The organism is Parabacteroides sp. AM58-2XD, from assembly GCF_003463685.1.
In the GTDB taxonomy this organism is placed as follows: domain Bacteria; phylum Bacteroidota; class Bacteroidia; order Bacteroidales; family Tannerellaceae; genus Parabacteroides; species Parabacteroides segnis.
Genome location: NZ_QSDP01000046.1, coordinates 1 through 15519, shown reverse-complemented (window position 1 = coordinate 15519; position 15519 = coordinate 1). Strand labels below are relative to the sequence as shown.

Here is a 15519-nt window from a genome sequence, read left to right as displayed (position 1 = left end):
TTATTAGTCATTCAACATCATTGGCATAAGCAGCATCAGCTGGTCCTCATTCTCTTCGTTTTCAGCAGGAACAATTAAGCCGGCACGTGAGGGATCTGCCAATTCGAGAATTACTTCTTCCGAATTGATGTTACTTAATATTTCAATAAGGTAAGTTGCCTTGAAACCGATGTTCAATTCTGTTCCGTCAAACTGGCAAACAATCTTTTCTTCAGCAGAAGTGGAGAAGTCGATATCCTGTGCGGAAACCACCATTTCACTTTCCTTCAACTGCAATTTAACCAGGCTGCTTGCCGGATTAGAGAAAACAGATACACGTTTCAATGCATTCAGGAAAGAGATGCGGTCGATAGTAACCTTAAACGGATTTTCCTGTGGAATAACGCTGTTATAATTCGGATAACGACCTTCGATCAGACGACAAACCATTTCAAAGTTCGCACAGTTCACATAAGCATTGTTATCATCAAACTTGATATTAACCATTTCTGTTTCCTTACCCAGCAGGTTCTTCAGTAGGTTAGCCGGCTTTTTAGGCAAAATGAAAGAAGCTCTTTCCGGTGATTTCACTGAAAGGTTACGCAAACGAACCAGTTTATGTCCGTCTGATGCGACAAACGTCAAATCGTCTGTATGAATATCAAAATAGATACCGTTCATCACCGGACGAAGTTCGTCGTCAGCAGTTGCGAAAAGCGAGCGGCTGATGCCGTTCAGCAACATTTGTGAATCCACAATGATTGCAATTGCATTATCATTCAACGGCTTTTGGAGCGGATAAGTATCCCCTTTCTGTCCGATAAAATTATATTTACCGTTCTGGAAATGGATAAAGATTTCCAGGTTTTCGTCATTGATATCAAAAGTAAGCGGTTGTTCCGGCAGTTCCTTCAACGGATCGAGCAGAATCTTGGCAGAAACAGCGAAAAGTCCGGTACCTTTTGAATTCATCACCTCAACAGAAGTAACCAGACGTGTTTCAGCATCCGAAGCTGTTATAGTCAGTTTATTACCATCAAGGTCGAACAGGAAGCTGTCGAGGATCGGTAAAGAGTTCTTAGACGCAATAACTTTGCTGATAGACTGCAAACGGGATAACAGCGCAGTGCTGGATACATCAAATCTCATGGTTCTTAATTGTTTATATTATTAATTTTATTATTTGACAATATAGTCAGAGCATATCACAAACGCCCATACAAAAGTAAAAAAATATTTGATTAGTGAGGCTATCTTTATGTTCTTTTCAGCAGAAAGGAAAGAACAAAAAAAGAGGCCCTTCATATCGAAGAACCTCTTTTCTATATCTTTATTAGGAAAGATTATTTCGCGAAATAATCTTTTACAGCTTCATTAGGAATCATTTCTTCCTGGAAGATGTAAGCACCAGTCTTCGGAGACTTAACCATCTTAATTACTTTTGAGTAAGTACGACCGTCACCTTTCTTAAATGTTGCAACTGCTTTTTTTGCCATCGTTTAAAATCTCCTATTACTTAATTTCTTTGTGTAAAGTCATCTTCTTCAGGATCGGGTTGTATTTCATCAACTCCAATCTCTGAGTAGTATTTTTTCTATTCTTAGTAGTAATATATCTGGATGTACCCGGCATACCACTTTCTTTGTGTTCAGTACATTCCATGATTACCTGAACTCTGTTACCTTTTGCTTTCTTTGCCATTTCTTATTTTCCTCCAAATTAAGCGTTTAAATAACCTTTTTCAGCTGCTTTTTTAATTGCTGCATCTAAGCCCAGCTTATTGATAGTACGCAAGCCTGCGGCTGAAATATTCAGGCTAACCCAACAATCCTGTTCTACCCAGTAGAACTTTTTAGTAAACAGGTTAACATCAAACTTACGTTTCGTTCTTCTCTTAGAGTGAGAAACGTTGTTGCCAACCATTGCTTTCTTTCCGGTAATTTGACAAATTTTAGACATTGCTATCTTCTTTTTTTATTAACGCAATAAATTAATTACAACTCCTGCTATCTGTCTTCCCTTTCCGAACTAGCATCATGATCAGAACGAAGATTCTAATAGAGTTTCTCTCTTTACAGGGCGCAAAGGTAAAAATTATTTTTGATTATTCCACACAAAACGCCAATAAATTTCACTTATAAATACATACAAGCTTCCGTACAACAAAAATACAACTTTATTGGTTCTTGTAATAATAATAAACATAAATACTTACGTAAAAATTATGACTAGAAACTTTAAAGAAGCAGTAGAACACAGGAGAACCTACTATAACATCACCAACAGCTCTCCTATTTCGGACCATGAGATTAAAGAACTCATCGCATTCGCAGTGAAAAACGTACCTTCTGCCTTCAACTCGCAGTCGACACGAATCGTTCTTCTTTTGGGCAAAAATCATAAGAAGTTCTGGGACATCACCAAAGAAGCATTGAAAGCTATCGTTCCGGCAGAAGCTTTTGAAAAGACACTTGCCAAAATAAATACCAGTTTCGATTGCGGATATGGCACCGTCTTGTTCTTTGAAGATATGGAAGTGGTTGAAAATTTGCAGAAAGCATTTCCCAGCTACAAGGATAATTTCCCTGTCTGGTCGCAACAGACTTCTGCCATGCACCAGTTCGCTATCTGGACGATGCTGGAAGATGCCGGTTTAGGTGCTTCCCTTCAACATTACAATCCTTTAATCGATGAAAAGGTGCAAAATGAATGGAAACTCAATCCGAACTGGAAGCTTATCGCACAAATGCCGTTCGGAACACCGACCCAAAAGCCGGGTGAAAAAGAATTCAATCCCATCCAGGAACGTTTCTTTACTTTTGAATAATTTAATTTGCAGGTTATGAAATATGACATAGCCATTATCGGAGGAGGACCGGCCGGCTATACAGCTGGTGAACGGGCCGCCGAAAATGGATTAAAAACAATCCTCTTTGAGAAGAATGCCATTGGCGGGGTTTGCCTGAACGAAGGGTGTATCCCGACTAAGACATTATTATATTCAGCCAAAATACTGGATAATATAAAGAGTGCCGCCAAATACGGAATCCAGGCAGACAATGCCCCAGGCTTCGACTTGGGCAAAATTATCGCACGTAAAAACAAGACCGTCAAAAAACTGACACTGGGTGTCAAAGTCAAGCTGAACGGCAACGGCGTGACAATCATACAGGGAGAAGCTGTAATCCGGGGAGAGGAAGACGGATATATATTGATTCAGTGCGGCGAGGAAGTTTTTGCGGTAAAGAATATTTTGCTCTGTACCGGTTCGGAAACCGTCATTCCACCGATAAAAGGATTGTCGGAGATTGCTTACTGGACTTCGAAAGAAGCACTGGATGTGAAAGAACTTCCCCGGTCGATTGCTATTATCGGCGGCGGAGTAATCGGAATCGAATTCGCCTCTTTCTTCAACAGCATGGGAGTTAAAGTGAAGATTATCGAGATGATGCCCGAGATACTCGGTGCGATGGATAAGGAGATATCTGCAATGCTGCGGTCCGAATATACCAAAAAGGGCGTCGAATTCTTTCTTGAAACTAAAGTCATCGAAGTCACCCCCGATAGCGTGATTGTGGAAAAGGACGGAAAGACTGAGACAATCGAGGCCAACAAGATACTGGTCAGTGTCGGGCGAAAAGCCAACACGAAAAACCTGGGCATCGAAACACTGGGCATCGAACTTCTCCGAAACGGCATAAAGGTAAATGAATACATGCAAACCTCCCACCCTAACGTCTATGCCTGTGGGGACATCACCGGTTTTTCCATGCTGGCCCATACTGCATACCGGGAAGCGGAAGTTGCCATCAACCACTTACTGGGACACGATGACCGGATGAGCTATAAGGCTGTCCCGGCCGTGGTCTACACCAACCCGGAAGTTGCCAGCGTAGGAAAGACGGAAGAGGAATTACAGGCTGCCGGTATTATATATAATGTAGTAAAGATACCGATGACCTACTCCGGACGCTTTATGGCCGAAAACGAATCGTTCGCCGGACTGTGCAAACTAATAACGGATACCGACGACCGTATTATCGGTTGCCATCTTCTGGGAAATCCGGCTTCCGAAATCATTATTGCCGCCGGCATAGCCATCGGGAACGGCTTTACCACCGAAGAATTCAAAAAGAACATCTTCCCCCACCCGACAGTCGGGGAAGTCATCCACGAAAGCTTATATTTATAATGCTTTGCATTCATAACACCCATACAGACGCCTGGTTCAATCTTGCCGCAGAAGAATACCTCTTAAAGAATTTCTCAGAAGATATCTTCATGTTGTGGCAGAATGAACCGGCTGTCGTTATCGGCAAATACCAGAATATCCGGGCAGAAACGGATATCGAATATGCCCGGCAAAAACGAATCAGGCTGGCACGCCGTTATTCCGGTGGCGGTGCCGTTTATCACGATATGGGAAACCTGAACCTTACTTTCATCGAAAACAGCAATCAGATACGTTCTTCCGTATTCACCGAAAGTATTATCCGCTTTCTGGAACATTACGGACTACATGCCCGTTCCGACGAAAGGCAGGGGCTGACAATCGACGGCCTGAAAATTTCCGGCAGCGCGCAAGCTATCCATAAACGGAGAATGCTGCATCATGCCACGCTCCTTTTCTCCACAGACTTGGAGATACTCGACCGGGCCCTCCAGCCTTCTCCCGAATATACCGGCGGGGAAGTTACGACACATCCTTATTACGTTCCATCAGTAAAAAGTCCGGTAACCAACCTGTCAGACAAGCTGCCTATCCCCGTTTCCATCGACGAATTCAAACTGTCTTTGTCCGATTATTTCTCCTGCGAAAACACCTCTTGCGACCGATACGAATTCACCTGCCACGACCTGGAAGAAATCCGGTTGTTAAGGAATAAAAAATATGCTGACGTAAACTGGATTTTCAATACTTACACCCTGTAATATAGAACTTTCACCCACCCTTCCTTGTTCCATTATAACAATAGAATAAACCCGGACACGTCCGTTTGATTTATTCATCCGGCGGTAAACAAAAAGATAAAAGTTAATTATATTATGGCTACATTTGAAATAAAAATGCCCAAACTGGGCGAAAGCATTACAGAAGGAACGATTATCTCCTGGTCTGTAAAAACCGGCGACTCTATCAATGAGGACGACGTACTCTTTGAAGTAAGCACAGCCAAAGTCAGCGCGGAAATCCCCTCTCCCGTTGCCGGGAAAGTCCTTGAAATATTATTCCAGGAAGGCGACACCGTTGCGGTAGGCACAACCGTTGCCATCATCGGACTCGAAGGCTCGGAAGATGATACGGATAATGATACAGCCGGTCATACGACCATTCCCGAAAAAGAATCTGCTGAAACACCGGCAAATAACAAGAACATACCTTCCGCCGCCCCCGTCCCTAAAGCACAGGTCGCCAAAGAAGACGAAAGATGGTATTCACCCGTCGTACTTCAGATGGCACGCAACGCTAATCTATCGCAGGATGAACTGGACCGGATTCCCGGAACCGGCTATATGGGGCGCCTGAGTAAAAAAGACATGAAAGATTATCTCTCGGGAAAGAAAGATGCGACAATGATAACGCAATCCCAACCAGCTTCACAGACTGTAACTGAAAGTAAACCGGCTCCGGCTTCACAGGCCAAACCGGCACAGACAAGTCCGGCATCTTCCACTCCCGCTTCACAAGTAATATCTTCCGCCCCGGTATCAGCCGGCAGCGAAGACAAGGTAATGGAAATGGACCGTGTAGGCAAGATTATCGCCGACCATATGGTTATGTCGAAGAACGTATCGCCCCATGTGACAACTGTCGTGGAAGTAGATGTCACCAAACTGGTTCAATGGCGCTCACGCAACAAGGAGGCATTCCGGAAACGGGAAGGCATCAGCCTGACTTATATGCCAGCCATTACGGAGGCAACAGCAAAAGCCTTGTCCGAATTTCCTCAGGTAAACGCCTCCGTCAACGGCTACCAAATCATTCTGAAGAAACATATCAATGTAGGAATCGCAGTCTCGCTGGATGACGGGAATCTGATTGTCCCGGTTGTTCGCGACGCCGATAAGCTGAACCTGAACGGCCTGGCTGTCGCCATAGACACTCTGGCAAACAAGGCACGCGATAACAAGCTCGCGCCGGACGATATTCAGGGAGGCACCTTCACAATCACGAACTTCGGAACATTCAAGAACCTGTTCGCTACACCAATCATCAACCAGCCCCAGGTTGCTATCCTGGGAGTCGGTATATAGAGAAAAAGCCGGCGGTCATCGAAACACCGGAAGGCGACACCATCGGAATCCGGCATAAAATGTACCTGTCCCTGTCATACGACCACCGTCTTATCAACGGTGCTCTGGGAGGTGCTTTTCTCCGCCGCATTGCCGATTATCTGGAAAACTGGAGTCTTTAATAATTAAATCAATTAAACATGAAAAAGTACGATATAAAAAATACGGATAAAGAAACACTGAAAAAGTGGTTCTATCTGATGACACTCGGCCGGGCTCTCGACGAAAAGGCCCCTGCCTACCTGCTGCAATCGCTAGGCTGGTCGTATCATGCTCCCTACGCCGGACATGATGGGATTCAGCTTGCGGTCGGGCAGGTTTTCAAAAAGGGAGAAGATTTCCTGTTCCCTTATTACCGTGACATGCTCACCGTTCTATCGGCAGGAATGACTCCCGAAGAAATTATACTCAACGGCATCTCCAAGGCGACCGACCTGACTGGCGGAGGCCGCCACATGTCCAACCATTTTGCAAAAACAGAATGGAACATCGAAAATATATCCTCCGCAACCGGTACACATGATTTGCATGCTGCCGGCGTCGGGCGTGCCATGGTTTACTACGGGCACAAGGGGGTTGCCATCACTTCCCACGGTGAATCGGCCACTTCCGAAGGCTTCGTCTATGAAGCAATCAACGGCGCCAGCACTGAACGCCTGCCGGTCATTTTCGTTATTCAGGATAACGGATATGGCATTTCTGTCCCGAAAGAAGACCAGACCGCCAACCGCAAGGTTGCCGACAACTTCTCGGGGTTCAAGAACCTGAAGATTATCCATTGCAACGGCAAAGACGTCTTCGACTCCATGAATGCCATGACGGAGGCCAAAGAGTATGCCCTCAACCGTACGCCGGTCATCGTACAGGCCAACTGCGTACGTATCGGTTCGCATTCGAACTCGGACAAACATACGTTATACCGCGATGAAAACGAGCTGAATTATGTAAAGGCGGCAGACCCTCTGTATAAGTTCCGCCGCATGCTTCTCCGATATAAACGTTTCACCGAAGAAGAGTTAAAGGAGATAGAAGACAAAGCAAAGAAAGACCTGTCCGCAGCCAACCGGAAAGCGCTTGCCGCTCCCGACCCTGATCCTGCCACGGTTACCGATTTTGTCTTGCCCGAACCTTATATTCCCCGGAAGTATACAGATGGCATACCACACGATGAAAAGGGAGAAAAAGAAACATTGGTCACCGCCATCAACAAGACGCTGAAAGCGGAGTTCCGGTACAATCCGGACACGTTCATCTGGGGGCAGGATATTGCCAATAAAGAAAAAGGCGGCGTCTTCAACATCTCGAAAGGGATGCAGCAGGAGTTTGGCGACGCCCGCGTCTTCAACGCTCCGATTGCCGAAGACTATATCGTCGGCACGGCCAACGGCATGTGCCGTTTCGACCCTAAAATACATGTCGTGATAGAAGGTGCCGAATTTGCCGATTATTTCTGGCCGGCAGTCGAACAGTATGTGGAATGTACCCATGAATACTGGAGAAGCTACGGACAGTTCACGCCCAACATCACGCTCCGTCTGGCTTCGGGCGGATACATCGGCGGCGGCCTGTATCATTCGCAAACGATAGAAGGGGCACTGACGACCTTGCCGGGTGCACGAATCGTTTACCCTTCATTTGCCGATGATGCCGCCGGCCTGCTCCGGACAAGCATGCGTTCGAAAGGGTTTACCCTCTTCCTCGAACCGAAGGCTTTATATAATGCGGTGGAAGCCTCGACCGTGGTTCCCGATGACTTCGAGGTTCCTTTCGGCAAGGCACGCATCCGCCGCCCGGGAGACGATATGAGCATTATCACTTACGGCAATACCACGCATCTCTGCCTCAACGTTGCCGAACGGTTACAACGGGAACATAACCGGAATGTCGAAGTTATCGACCTCCGCTCCCTGATACCGTTAGATAAAGAGACTATTTTCGAATCTGTCAAGAAGACAAGCAAAGTCCTGATTGTGCATGAAGACAAGGTCTTCTCCGGTTTCGGGGCGGAAATTGCCAGTATGATCGGCGCCGAACTGTTCCAATACCTCGATGCTCCGATACAGCGCGTCGGCTCCCTCTTCACGCCCGTCGGATTCAACCCGATACTCGAAAAGGCAATCCTGCCGAATGAAGAGAAGATTTATAAGGCGGCTAAAGAATTGTTGGATTACTAAAAAAGCAAACGAATAATGAAAAAAATAGGATTATTTTACGGAACCGCGACAGCTAAGACTGCTGCTGTCGCCAAAAAGATAAAGGAAGCGTTCGGAGGAGATATCGTCGATATCATTCCTGTCGAACAATCCGATGAAAAGGAGTTTAATGCATATGAATATATCATCGCTGGCTCTTCCACCTGGTTCGACGGTGAATTGCCGACCTACTGGGACGAGACGCTTCCCGAACTTACCGGTCTCGACCTGACCGGCAAGAAGGTCGCCCTCTTCGGATTGGGAGACCAGAAGAAGTATCCGGATAATTTCGCCGATGGAATCGGCATTTTAGCAAAAGCCTTCACCGACCGGGGAGCCACCCTGGTTGGAAGAACGTCGCCGGAAGGATACCATTTCAACCGATCCGGTGCACTGCAAAACGGGCAATTCCTCGGATTGATACTGGACATAGAGAACCAGTCCGATAAAACCGATGAAAGAGTCCGGAAATGGGTCGGACAGCTAAAAACCGAGTTTGAGAAGGGTGCCCCTTCTTCCGACGAAGAATTTAACTGCTGATCGTTCCTCGTCAAGAAATACGATAGTTCCACCGCCAATCTTCCGGCGACATCTTAAAGCGTCGCCGGAAAACCCGGAACAGGCCGCTGGGACTATAACCACAACGCTGTGCCACCGCCCGTATTTCAGATTTACTATGTGCCAGCATGTATTTGGCCATCTCCAACGAATAGTCTTCGATAAACTTCGCGACCGACGTACCGGCCAGCACTTTTATCGCACCGTTTAAATCGGAGACGCTCACTTCAAGTTCCTTGGCATAATACTCCACAGGAAGCGCCCCTCCGGCATGAAGCAACGGCATAAAATGATCGATAAACGTATTGCCGCTCGGACGATAACCGGGAACAATAGCAGGAAGGCCCATCCAGCGCTCTTCTTCGGTTGCCGGACGAGGGTCGATGCTTACAAACAGTTTGGTGACTGATATGGTAGGAAATTTATGGCTCATGCGTTGTTCTTTTAAAGTTACGCAGGTAAAGATAAGGGATAAAAAGCGGAGAAACAAGTCCGGACAAATAAAAATATTGCCAAGCTGATTAGCGCGGCAATTTCGGAATCCTACAACAGTGCCGACTTATTCAAAAAGGCATTTTCCGCCAACTTCAAAAATGCCAAACTATTTAACGAGGCACTGCCGTGGATCTTCAATATTGCCGCGCTAATCAGCCTGGCAATATATACATTATATTTCTTCTTCTGAAGCCTTATAAAATCCTATCTCCGATAGTTGTGGAATATCCCTCGACCCGTTTATAATAATCCGAGCCTTGTTGCAACGTACGGGAGCAAAGCGGAGAATCCGTTTATATCCGACCGTAGTCCCTTCTGCCACCGTTTGCCATCCGTCACTTGTCAGGCATTCCAGCGCAAAACGTTCGATACGTTGTCCTTCTGTGATATTCTCCTGCAAAAGGAGCCGGTCGAATACCTGTTCGTCCTTAAAAGAGATTTCGAGCGTATTGGCTTCTCCGGAACTCTGCCAGTAAGTCTTCAGGTCGTTATCCGTCAGTTCGGCAGTTTTACCGGAAGACAGGATGGCATTCTCCAGCAGGTTCTTTTCAAACGTCTTTCCCAATATCCGTTGCATATTTTTCAGGGAGGAAATATCGTTTTCGTGGATCAGACCGCGTTTGTCGGGAGGCAGGTTCAGGAGCAGCAGCGAGTTCTTCCCGACCGAACTATAATAAATATCTATCAACTTCTGAGGCGTTTTCACCGAAGAATCTTCCGAGGCATGGTAATACCAACCCGGGCGGATGGAGACATCGACTTCCGAAGGATACCAAATCGCTCCCTTCGCATCCGTCAGTAAAGAACGGCTTCCCAAATCCTGCGCCATTTTATCTCCTTCCGGTAAGAATGTACCGCTACCCGCCTCTTGCTGCGAAGATTCGGCAATGGCATTCAGGCTGGATACAGCGGCAGGCAAAACGCTCCATTCGGTATCGCGACCGTAACCGCTTTCCGTCCCGACCCATCTCACGTCAGGCCCCATAACGGCAATGACAGCCTGCGGCTGCAAGCGTCGAATCTCTGCATAATAGCGCATAAAATCATACTCCTGCTTTTTCCCGTTCGGGCCTTCACCACAGGCACCGTCGAACCAGACTTCGTCTACACGACCATATTGCGTCAGCAATTCCGTCAGTTGGTTGACAAAATAATCATTATATTTTTCCGTGCCATAATCCGGATGATTCCTATCCCAGGGAGACAGATAGACGGCAAACTTCAAGCCGTATTCCTTGCAGGCATCCGCCACATCGCGGACAAGGTCTCCTTTCCCCTCTTTCCAGGGAGTGGAAGCCACCGAAAAATCGGTATAGGCCGAAGGCCACAGGCAGAATCCGTCATGATGTTTACAGGTCAGCAGGATCATCTTCATTCCGGCCTCTTTCGCCGTCCGTGCCCACTGTCGGGCATCCAGTTCAGTCGGGTTGAAGACGGAAGGGTCTTCTTTCCCCGTCCCCCATTCCACATCGGTAAAGGTATTCACGCCGTAACAGATAAAACAGGTAAATTCCATCTTCTGCCATTCCAATTGCCGCTCGGAAGGTACGACATGGGCCGCCAGACGTGCTTTTTCATCTGCGGAAGCATTTTCTGGAAATAAACAGGAAGTTATATATATTTCTTTTTGCCCGTCGGCATTGCTCCCGCCCTGCTGCCGTCCGCAACCGAGAAACAACAAAGATAGCATCACGCATCCGGCACACAGATTTCCTACTATTGTTTTCATGATATTACAATTAGATTAAGTGAAGGCAAAAATAGATATTCTTTTTCACACCTTAATTGTACAATCAGAGACTATTATTGTATAATCTTATTACTGAAGGGCATAAAAACGGGCTGCCCTAAAATCACTTTCCAGGCAACCCCTCCTTTGTTGTACGAAAAATAAAAAACAGTGGGCTATTCTCTTCCGCCCCCCAAAGCCCTGTAGAGATTAATCACGCTTTGTATCTCAGTAACTGCTTCCAGGGACGTGATTTGCTTGTCCAGCAAGAAACTCTTTTCGCGGCTGGACAAGCAGTCAGGGCGTCATTTACCTCGCTTCCGGCATTCAGCAACGATTGCTGGAAGGCAAGAGCCGCCTCTTCCTGTTGCAGCTTGGTAATCTTGTACTGGGCGATAATCTCCCCACGGGCAAACAGTGGCTGTGTCAGCGAACCTACTGCCAAAGCCAGGAACTTGCCCGGGTTTACAATCATCGAACCGGCATTGTTCGTCCATCCCGCGTAATAAGCCGCCTCCATCTGCGATACGGCTGATTCGTTGGACAAGCCGGCTTTCATCAGGGCACCATTGGAACTAATCAACGAAACAGCCATCGAGCATATCAAACACCGCCTGAAACACTCCGACAAATCCATCAAAGAGATAGCAGAAGAGTTCAACTTCCCCAACCAATCCTTCTTCGGCAAGTTTGTAAAAGCTCACACCGGCATGTCCCCCGCACGTTATCGTGATGCGAGGGTAGAATAGTTTGTTGTTTTTTCTTATATTTGCTGAGTAATAACCTTTGAACACTATTAAACAGAAAATCATGAAAGAATTTGAAGAAGCACTAGTTTGCAAATGTAAGAATGAGAGAATACCGGAAGAATTCAATTACTTCGGAAAAGTCATTGGCGAATGGGACCTCGACTGGAATGACCGCCTCAATACCTCCACCCCACGCCGTGTGAAAGGCGAATGGATATTTTCCTGGGTACTTGACGGTATGGCCGTACAAGACGTTTTCATTGTCCCTTCAAGAGCCGAGCGGCTCATTGATATTCAGCCCGACGCCGCCTACGGAACCACCATCCGCCTGTTCAACACCGAAAGACAAGTCTGGGAAATATTCTACGGATGCCCCGAAGAATGCGCACGTCTCGAAGCACGCAAGGAAGGTGACGAAATCATCCTCACTGAAATAACCTCAAAAGCTATGAAATGGATTTTCTCCGATATCACCGATAATTCATTCACCTGGCGCAGCATCGCTAAAAGCCCTGCAGGAAATTGGATTACACTCGCAAGAGTCTACGCTACCCGCAAAAAGAAATAAAAACAGTAATCTTTCATAATAACGAATGGCATGCAAATTAAAATTATTTATTCAATCTGCATGCCATCCATTATTTCTCATACTTTAGTTCTGCGCCCGGTACTCGTTCGGAGAAGTTCCTACGCATTTCTTGAAAAGACGGGTGAAATGCTGCGGATACTTAAATCCCAGTTCATAAGCTATTTCGCTGATAGAACGGCTGGTGTCGAGCACCTTTTCCTTCGCCATGTCAATCAACATCAACTGTATATGTTCCTGAGCCGATTTGCCTGTTTCCTTTTTAATCAGGTCGCCCAGGTAATTTGCGGAAAGATGTAACTGGTCTGCACAATATTGCACGGACGGCAACCCAATCTCTTGTGGCTTATCCGACAGAAAATAGTCGTTCAATATCTTCTCAAACTTCGACAATGTATCTTTATTTACGTTCTCGCGGGTAATGAACTGGCGGTCATAGAAGCGCAAGCAGTAGTTGAGCAACAGTTCGATATTGGAAACAATCAGCATCCGGCTGTGTTTATCGATCCCCCTAGAAAGTTCCAGTTCTATATTCTTCAGGCAATCGATTACGATTTGCCGCTCCTGTTCCGACAAGTGGAGAGCCTCATATACTTCATAGGAGAAGAAATTATAATTCTTTATATTGCGTCCGAGTGTCGTCCCCCGAATCAAATCCGGATGAAACAACAACGCCCATCCTTTCGGCTTTATCACCTCTCCGTCATTCGACACACCGACTACCTGGCCCGGACCCGTGAAAACCATCGTGCCTTCCTGGTAATCATAATAATTACGTCCGTATTGCAAGTCGCCGCATTTTACCTCTTTCAGGAAGACTGCATAAAAGCCGTAACTCATCCGGGCACGTTTTATACCCGCTACTTTCGAGAAGTCGATCACGCTAACCAGCGGGTGCAACGTTTCCTGCCCTATCCGGTCATTATACTGGCAGATATGATCCATTTTTTCTATTTCAGCCATAGTCTTTCCTTTTAAATGTTTCAGTACAAAGTTAATAGATTTTTGTTATATCAGTCAAACTTCGACTATTTTACAGCTTCCGTATATTCCTCATCAGTCACTTCGCCAAGCCATTCCGCACTGTTTTCGCTTACCTTCGGAGTGATTCCGATATGTGTAAAACGGCTGTCGAGTGCAGCACCATGCCAGTGGACGGTATTGGCCGGAATATTTACCACATCGCCCGGTTGCAGACGTTGGGCCGGTTTGCCTTTTTCCTGGTAATAGCCGACTCCTTCAGTACAAAGCAGGATTTGTCCTACTGCGTGGGAATGCCAGTTGTTGCGGGTGCCGGGGGCGAAAGTTACATTATAAATGTTACAATCATATTCCGGTTGTGTGGAAAGCATCTTCAGCCAGGCATCGCCGCTGAAGTTAGCAGTAATAGGATTGCCCAGTCCCAATACCGGTTCTTTTACCTGAGTTTTATCTTCCATTGTTTCTACTGTTTGATTATTTCCGTTATTGTTTTTACTGTTGCACACATTCACTGCAAAGAGTGCCATGCAAATCAGGATAATTACTGAATTATTTTTCATACGCTTCCTTATTTAATGGTATTTTATCATCTTCCTTTCGATGTTGCAAAAATAAGGAAACAGTGACAACCAGACTGTAGACGGATTACAGATATTTATACCCAAATTACGGATTACCATTGGGATAATAACACACGTCGACAGATTATTCTACCATCCCCTTGTCGATACCAAACTTCTCATCCGTCTGGCATTTCCCGGCAGGTTCCACATGTACTAGAATATCATATACATTATCTATCGAGTTTTCAATACTTTTCTCTACGGCATCGGCAATTTCATGGGCTTGCATAAGTGTCATCTGTGGATCCACTTCTATGTCGAGGGTAATATTATACAGGTTTCCTATCATCCTCGACCTAACCCGGTGTGGATTACCTGCACCAGGCACCTTCTCTACAGCTTCAAATATCTTATTATATACATTGACATCTTTCACGCCATCCATCAGTTCCACATTCGAATCCATAAAGATGCTGACAGATGATTTAATAATGAAGAGACTTATTATCAACCCGGTAATTGAATCAAGTATCGGCAGTTTAAATATAAAAGTAAATATCAACCCCAATAAAACCCCGGATGAAATAACAACATCATTACGCATATTGATAGCATTTGCCGTCAGCATGGAACTATTGATTTTCTTCCCTTGTTTATACTGATATAACGCCAGCAGAAGTTTGCCGGCAATAGAAAAAACAGTAACATATATAGCAATAGCAGACGGTATCTCTTTTGCCTCGTCCGAAAAAATACTTTCAACAGACGACAACAGCATCTGTACACCGGCATAAAATATCACGAGTGACAGAATCTTCGTCGCAATACTCTCCGCTTTCTCATAGCCGAACACATACTTTTTAGAAGGTGGCCGACTCATAATACGCGCCGTAAAAATCATCACAACAGAAATAATTACATCTGTCGCCGAGTCAATGCCGTCCCCCAATACGGCTAAACTGCCAGCCAATAAACCTACAATAATTTTCGATACGGAAAGCACAGCGTTACCAATCGTGCTTATCCATGATGTTCTTATCAATATTTTCTCCCGTGACATATCTTAGCCTTATTAAGTAAATAGATTTTACAAACAGGGGATAAATATAAGCATAATATATCTGTCCGCACAGCCAAACGAAACAACTATTTTTCCTTATTGGTTTTAATTTACCTCAATTTTTCAACACATCCTGTTTCCCAGCTACTTATCAGGTATAAAACCTTATGAAAACCCATTCCTGCATTCTTTACCTTTACAAGGTTATTGTATTTTTTATATCATTAGATAAGAGAAAAGATTCAAATAAAATCAGCCATAAAACAAATCGGGATATAGTATATAAACAAATAGCTATCAATATATTACAATAAAAACGAATGACTAAAATAA

The 15519-nt window shown here is 45.4% G+C and carries 15 protein-coding genes and 3 pseudogenes; 8 read left to right on the top strand and 10 right to left on the bottom strand.

Annotated elements, in window-relative coordinates:
• Nucleotides 1-3: 3 nt before the first annotated feature.
• From dnaN to rpmB, 4 genes are all read right to left on the bottom strand, one after another.
• A complete protein-coding gene (dnaN, locus tag DXA15_RS12505) occupies nucleotides 4-1128 on the bottom strand; it encodes a DNA polymerase III subunit beta (protein WP_007657184.1) in 1125 nt (374 codons plus the stop codon).
• Between the two features lie 194 nt (nucleotides 1129-1322).
• Complete coding sequence (locus DXA15_RS12500) at nucleotides 1323-1475, bottom strand: DUF4295 domain-containing protein (protein WP_005638125.1); 153 nt, start codon at nucleotides 1473-1475, stop codon at nucleotides 1323-1325.
• Between the two features lie 16 nt (nucleotides 1476-1491).
• Nucleotides 1492-1680, bottom strand: coding sequence for a 50S ribosomal protein L33 (gene rpmG, locus DXA15_RS12495; RefSeq protein WP_007657199.1), 189 nt, complete (start codon nucleotides 1678-1680; stop codon nucleotides 1492-1494).
• An 18-nt stretch (nucleotides 1681-1698) separates the two neighbouring features.
• On the bottom strand, nucleotides 1699-1938 hold the full coding sequence (gene rpmB, locus DXA15_RS12490; RefSeq protein ID WP_005638129.1) for a 50S ribosomal protein L28: 240 nt from the start codon (nucleotides 1936-1938) through the stop codon (nucleotides 1699-1701).
• 265 nt (nucleotides 1939-2203) lie between these two features.
• Here rpmB and DXA15_RS12485 point away from each other — a divergent pair, with 265 nt between their 5' ends.
• The 6 genes and pseudogenes from DXA15_RS12485 (at nucleotide 2204) to DXA15_RS12460 (ending at nucleotide 9005) form a co-directional block, all read left to right on the top strand.
• Nucleotides 2204-2806, top strand: a complete 603-nt coding sequence (locus DXA15_RS12485; protein WP_010803279.1) for a nitroreductase family protein — start codon at nucleotides 2204-2206, stop codon at nucleotides 2804-2806.
• Between the two features lie 15 nt (nucleotides 2807-2821).
• Complete coding sequence (gene lpdA / locus DXA15_RS12480) at nucleotides 2822-4171, top strand: dihydrolipoyl dehydrogenase (RefSeq protein ID WP_128134240.1); 1350 nt, start codon at nucleotides 2822-2824, stop codon at nucleotides 4169-4171.
• Nucleotides 4171-4911, top strand: a complete 741-nt coding sequence (locus DXA15_RS12475) for a lipoate--protein ligase family protein (protein ID WP_128134239.1) — start codon at nucleotides 4171-4173, stop codon at nucleotides 4909-4911. Before lpdA ends, DXA15_RS12475 begins: the two co-directional genes overlap by 1 nt.
• A 114-nt stretch (nucleotides 4912-5025) precedes the next feature.
• Nucleotides 5026-6395 (top strand): annotated as a pseudogene (locus tag DXA15_RS12470) (dihydrolipoamide acetyltransferase family protein).
• Between the two features lie 18 nt (nucleotides 6396-6413).
• Complete coding sequence (locus DXA15_RS12465) at nucleotides 6414-8447, top strand: thiamine pyrophosphate-dependent enzyme (protein ID WP_128134238.1); 2034 nt, start codon at nucleotides 6414-6416, stop codon at nucleotides 8445-8447.
• A gap of 15 nt (nucleotides 8448-8462) precedes the next feature.
• The gene (locus DXA15_RS12460) at nucleotides 8463-9005 is read left to right on the top strand and encodes a flavodoxin (RefSeq protein WP_128134237.1); all 543 of its coding nucleotides are present in this window, start codon (nucleotides 8463-8465) and stop codon (nucleotides 9003-9005) included.
• A gap of 10 nt (nucleotides 9006-9015) precedes the next feature.
• On the opposite strand, the gene DXA15_RS12455 is transcribed toward DXA15_RS12460, so the two are convergent.
• From DXA15_RS12455 to DXA15_RS12445, 3 genes and pseudogenes are all read right to left on the bottom strand, one after another.
• Nucleotides 9016-9456: an AraC family transcriptional regulator gene (locus DXA15_RS12455; RefSeq protein WP_010803285.1), complete on the bottom strand. Its 441-nt coding sequence runs from the start codon at nucleotides 9454-9456 to the stop codon at nucleotides 9016-9018.
• 234 nt (nucleotides 9457-9690) lie between these two features.
• Nucleotides 9691-11247, bottom strand: a complete 1557-nt coding sequence (locus tag DXA15_RS12450) for an alpha-L-fucosidase (RefSeq protein WP_233567239.1) — start codon at nucleotides 11245-11247, stop codon at nucleotides 9691-9693.
• A gap of 176 nt (nucleotides 11248-11423) precedes the next feature.
• Nucleotides 11424-11749, bottom strand: a pseudogene (locus tag DXA15_RS12445) (TolC family protein); the annotation flags it as partial.
• A gap of 64 nt (nucleotides 11750-11813) precedes the next feature.
• Between DXA15_RS12445 and DXA15_RS12440 the strand changes: the two are divergent.
• Both DXA15_RS12440 and DXA15_RS12435 read left to right on the top strand, forming a co-directional pair.
• Nucleotides 11814-11996, top strand: a pseudogene (locus DXA15_RS12440) (helix-turn-helix domain-containing protein); the annotation flags it as partial.
• A 61-nt stretch (nucleotides 11997-12057) separates the two neighbouring features.
• Nucleotides 12058-12564, top strand: a complete 507-nt coding sequence (locus DXA15_RS12435; RefSeq protein WP_128134236.1) for a hypothetical protein — start codon at nucleotides 12058-12060, stop codon at nucleotides 12562-12564.
• Between the two features lie 84 nt (nucleotides 12565-12648).
• Here DXA15_RS12435 and DXA15_RS12430 read toward each other — a convergent pair whose 3' ends face one another.
• From DXA15_RS12430 to DXA15_RS12420, 3 genes are all read right to left on the bottom strand, one after another.
• Nucleotides 12649-13545: an AraC family transcriptional regulator gene (locus tag DXA15_RS12430; RefSeq protein WP_128134235.1), complete on the bottom strand. Its 897-nt coding sequence runs from the start codon at nucleotides 13543-13545 to the stop codon at nucleotides 12649-12651.
• Between the two features lie 65 nt (nucleotides 13546-13610).
• Nucleotides 13611-14123 (bottom strand): cupin domain-containing protein, encoded by a 513-nt coding sequence (locus tag DXA15_RS12425; RefSeq protein WP_128134234.1) that lies wholly within the window; start codon nucleotides 14121-14123, stop codon nucleotides 13611-13613.
• A gap of 145 nt (nucleotides 14124-14268) precedes the next feature.
• The gene (locus DXA15_RS12420; protein ID WP_128134233.1) at nucleotides 14269-15186 is read right to left on the bottom strand and encodes a cation diffusion facilitator family transporter; all 918 of its coding nucleotides are present in this window, start codon (nucleotides 15184-15186) and stop codon (nucleotides 14269-14271) included.
• Nucleotides 15187-15519 lie beyond the last annotated feature (333 nt).

Bases quoted from the DNA above. Each gene is read 5' to 3' on its own strand.
- dnaN (WP_007657184.1), bottom strand. From the start codon at position 1,128: ATGAGATTTGATGTATCCAGCACTGCGCTGTTATCCCGTTTGCAGTCT.
- DXA15_RS12500 (WP_005638125.1), bottom strand. From the start codon at position 1,475: ATGGCAAAAAAAGCAGTTGCAACATTTAAGAAAGGTGACGGTCGTACT.
- rpmG (WP_007657199.1), bottom strand. From the start codon at position 1,680: ATGGCAAAGAAAGCAAAAGGTAACAGAGTTCAGGTAATCATGGAATGT.
- rpmB (WP_005638129.1), bottom strand. From the start codon at position 1,938: ATGTCTAAAATTTGTCAAATTACCGGAAAGAAAGCAATGGTTGGCAAC.
- DXA15_RS12485 (WP_010803279.1), top strand. From the start codon at position 2,204: ATGACTAGAAACTTTAAAGAAGCAGTAGAACACAGGAGAACCTACTAT.
- lpdA (WP_128134240.1), top strand. From the start codon at position 2,822: ATGAAATATGACATAGCCATTATCGGAGGAGGACCGGCCGGCTATACA.
- DXA15_RS12475 (WP_128134239.1), top strand. From the start codon at position 4,171: ATGCTTTGCATTCATAACACCCATACAGACGCCTGGTTCAATCTTGCC.
- DXA15_RS12465 (WP_128134238.1), top strand. From the start codon at position 6,414: ATGAAAAAGTACGATATAAAAAATACGGATAAAGAAACACTGAAAAAG.
- DXA15_RS12460 (WP_128134237.1), top strand. From the start codon at position 8,463: ATGAAAAAAATAGGATTATTTTACGGAACCGCGACAGCTAAGACTGCT.
- DXA15_RS12455 (WP_010803285.1), bottom strand. From the start codon at position 9,456: ATGAGCCATAAATTTCCTACCATATCAGTCACCAAACTGTTTGTAAGC.
- DXA15_RS12450 (WP_233567239.1), bottom strand. From the start codon at position 11,247: ATGAAAACAATAGTAGGAAATCTGTGTGCCGGATGCGTGATGCTATCT.
- DXA15_RS12435 (WP_128134236.1), top strand. From the start codon at position 12,058: ATGAAAGAATTTGAAGAAGCACTAGTTTGCAAATGTAAGAATGAGAGA.
- DXA15_RS12430 (WP_128134235.1), bottom strand. From the start codon at position 13,545: ATGGCTGAAATAGAAAAAATGGATCATATCTGCCAGTATAATGACCGG.
- DXA15_RS12425 (WP_128134234.1), bottom strand. From the start codon at position 14,123: ATGAAAAATAATTCAGTAATTATCCTGATTTGCATGGCACTCTTTGCA.
- DXA15_RS12420 (WP_128134233.1), bottom strand. From the start codon at position 15,186: ATGTCACGGGAGAAAATATTGATAAGAACATCATGGATAAGCACGATT.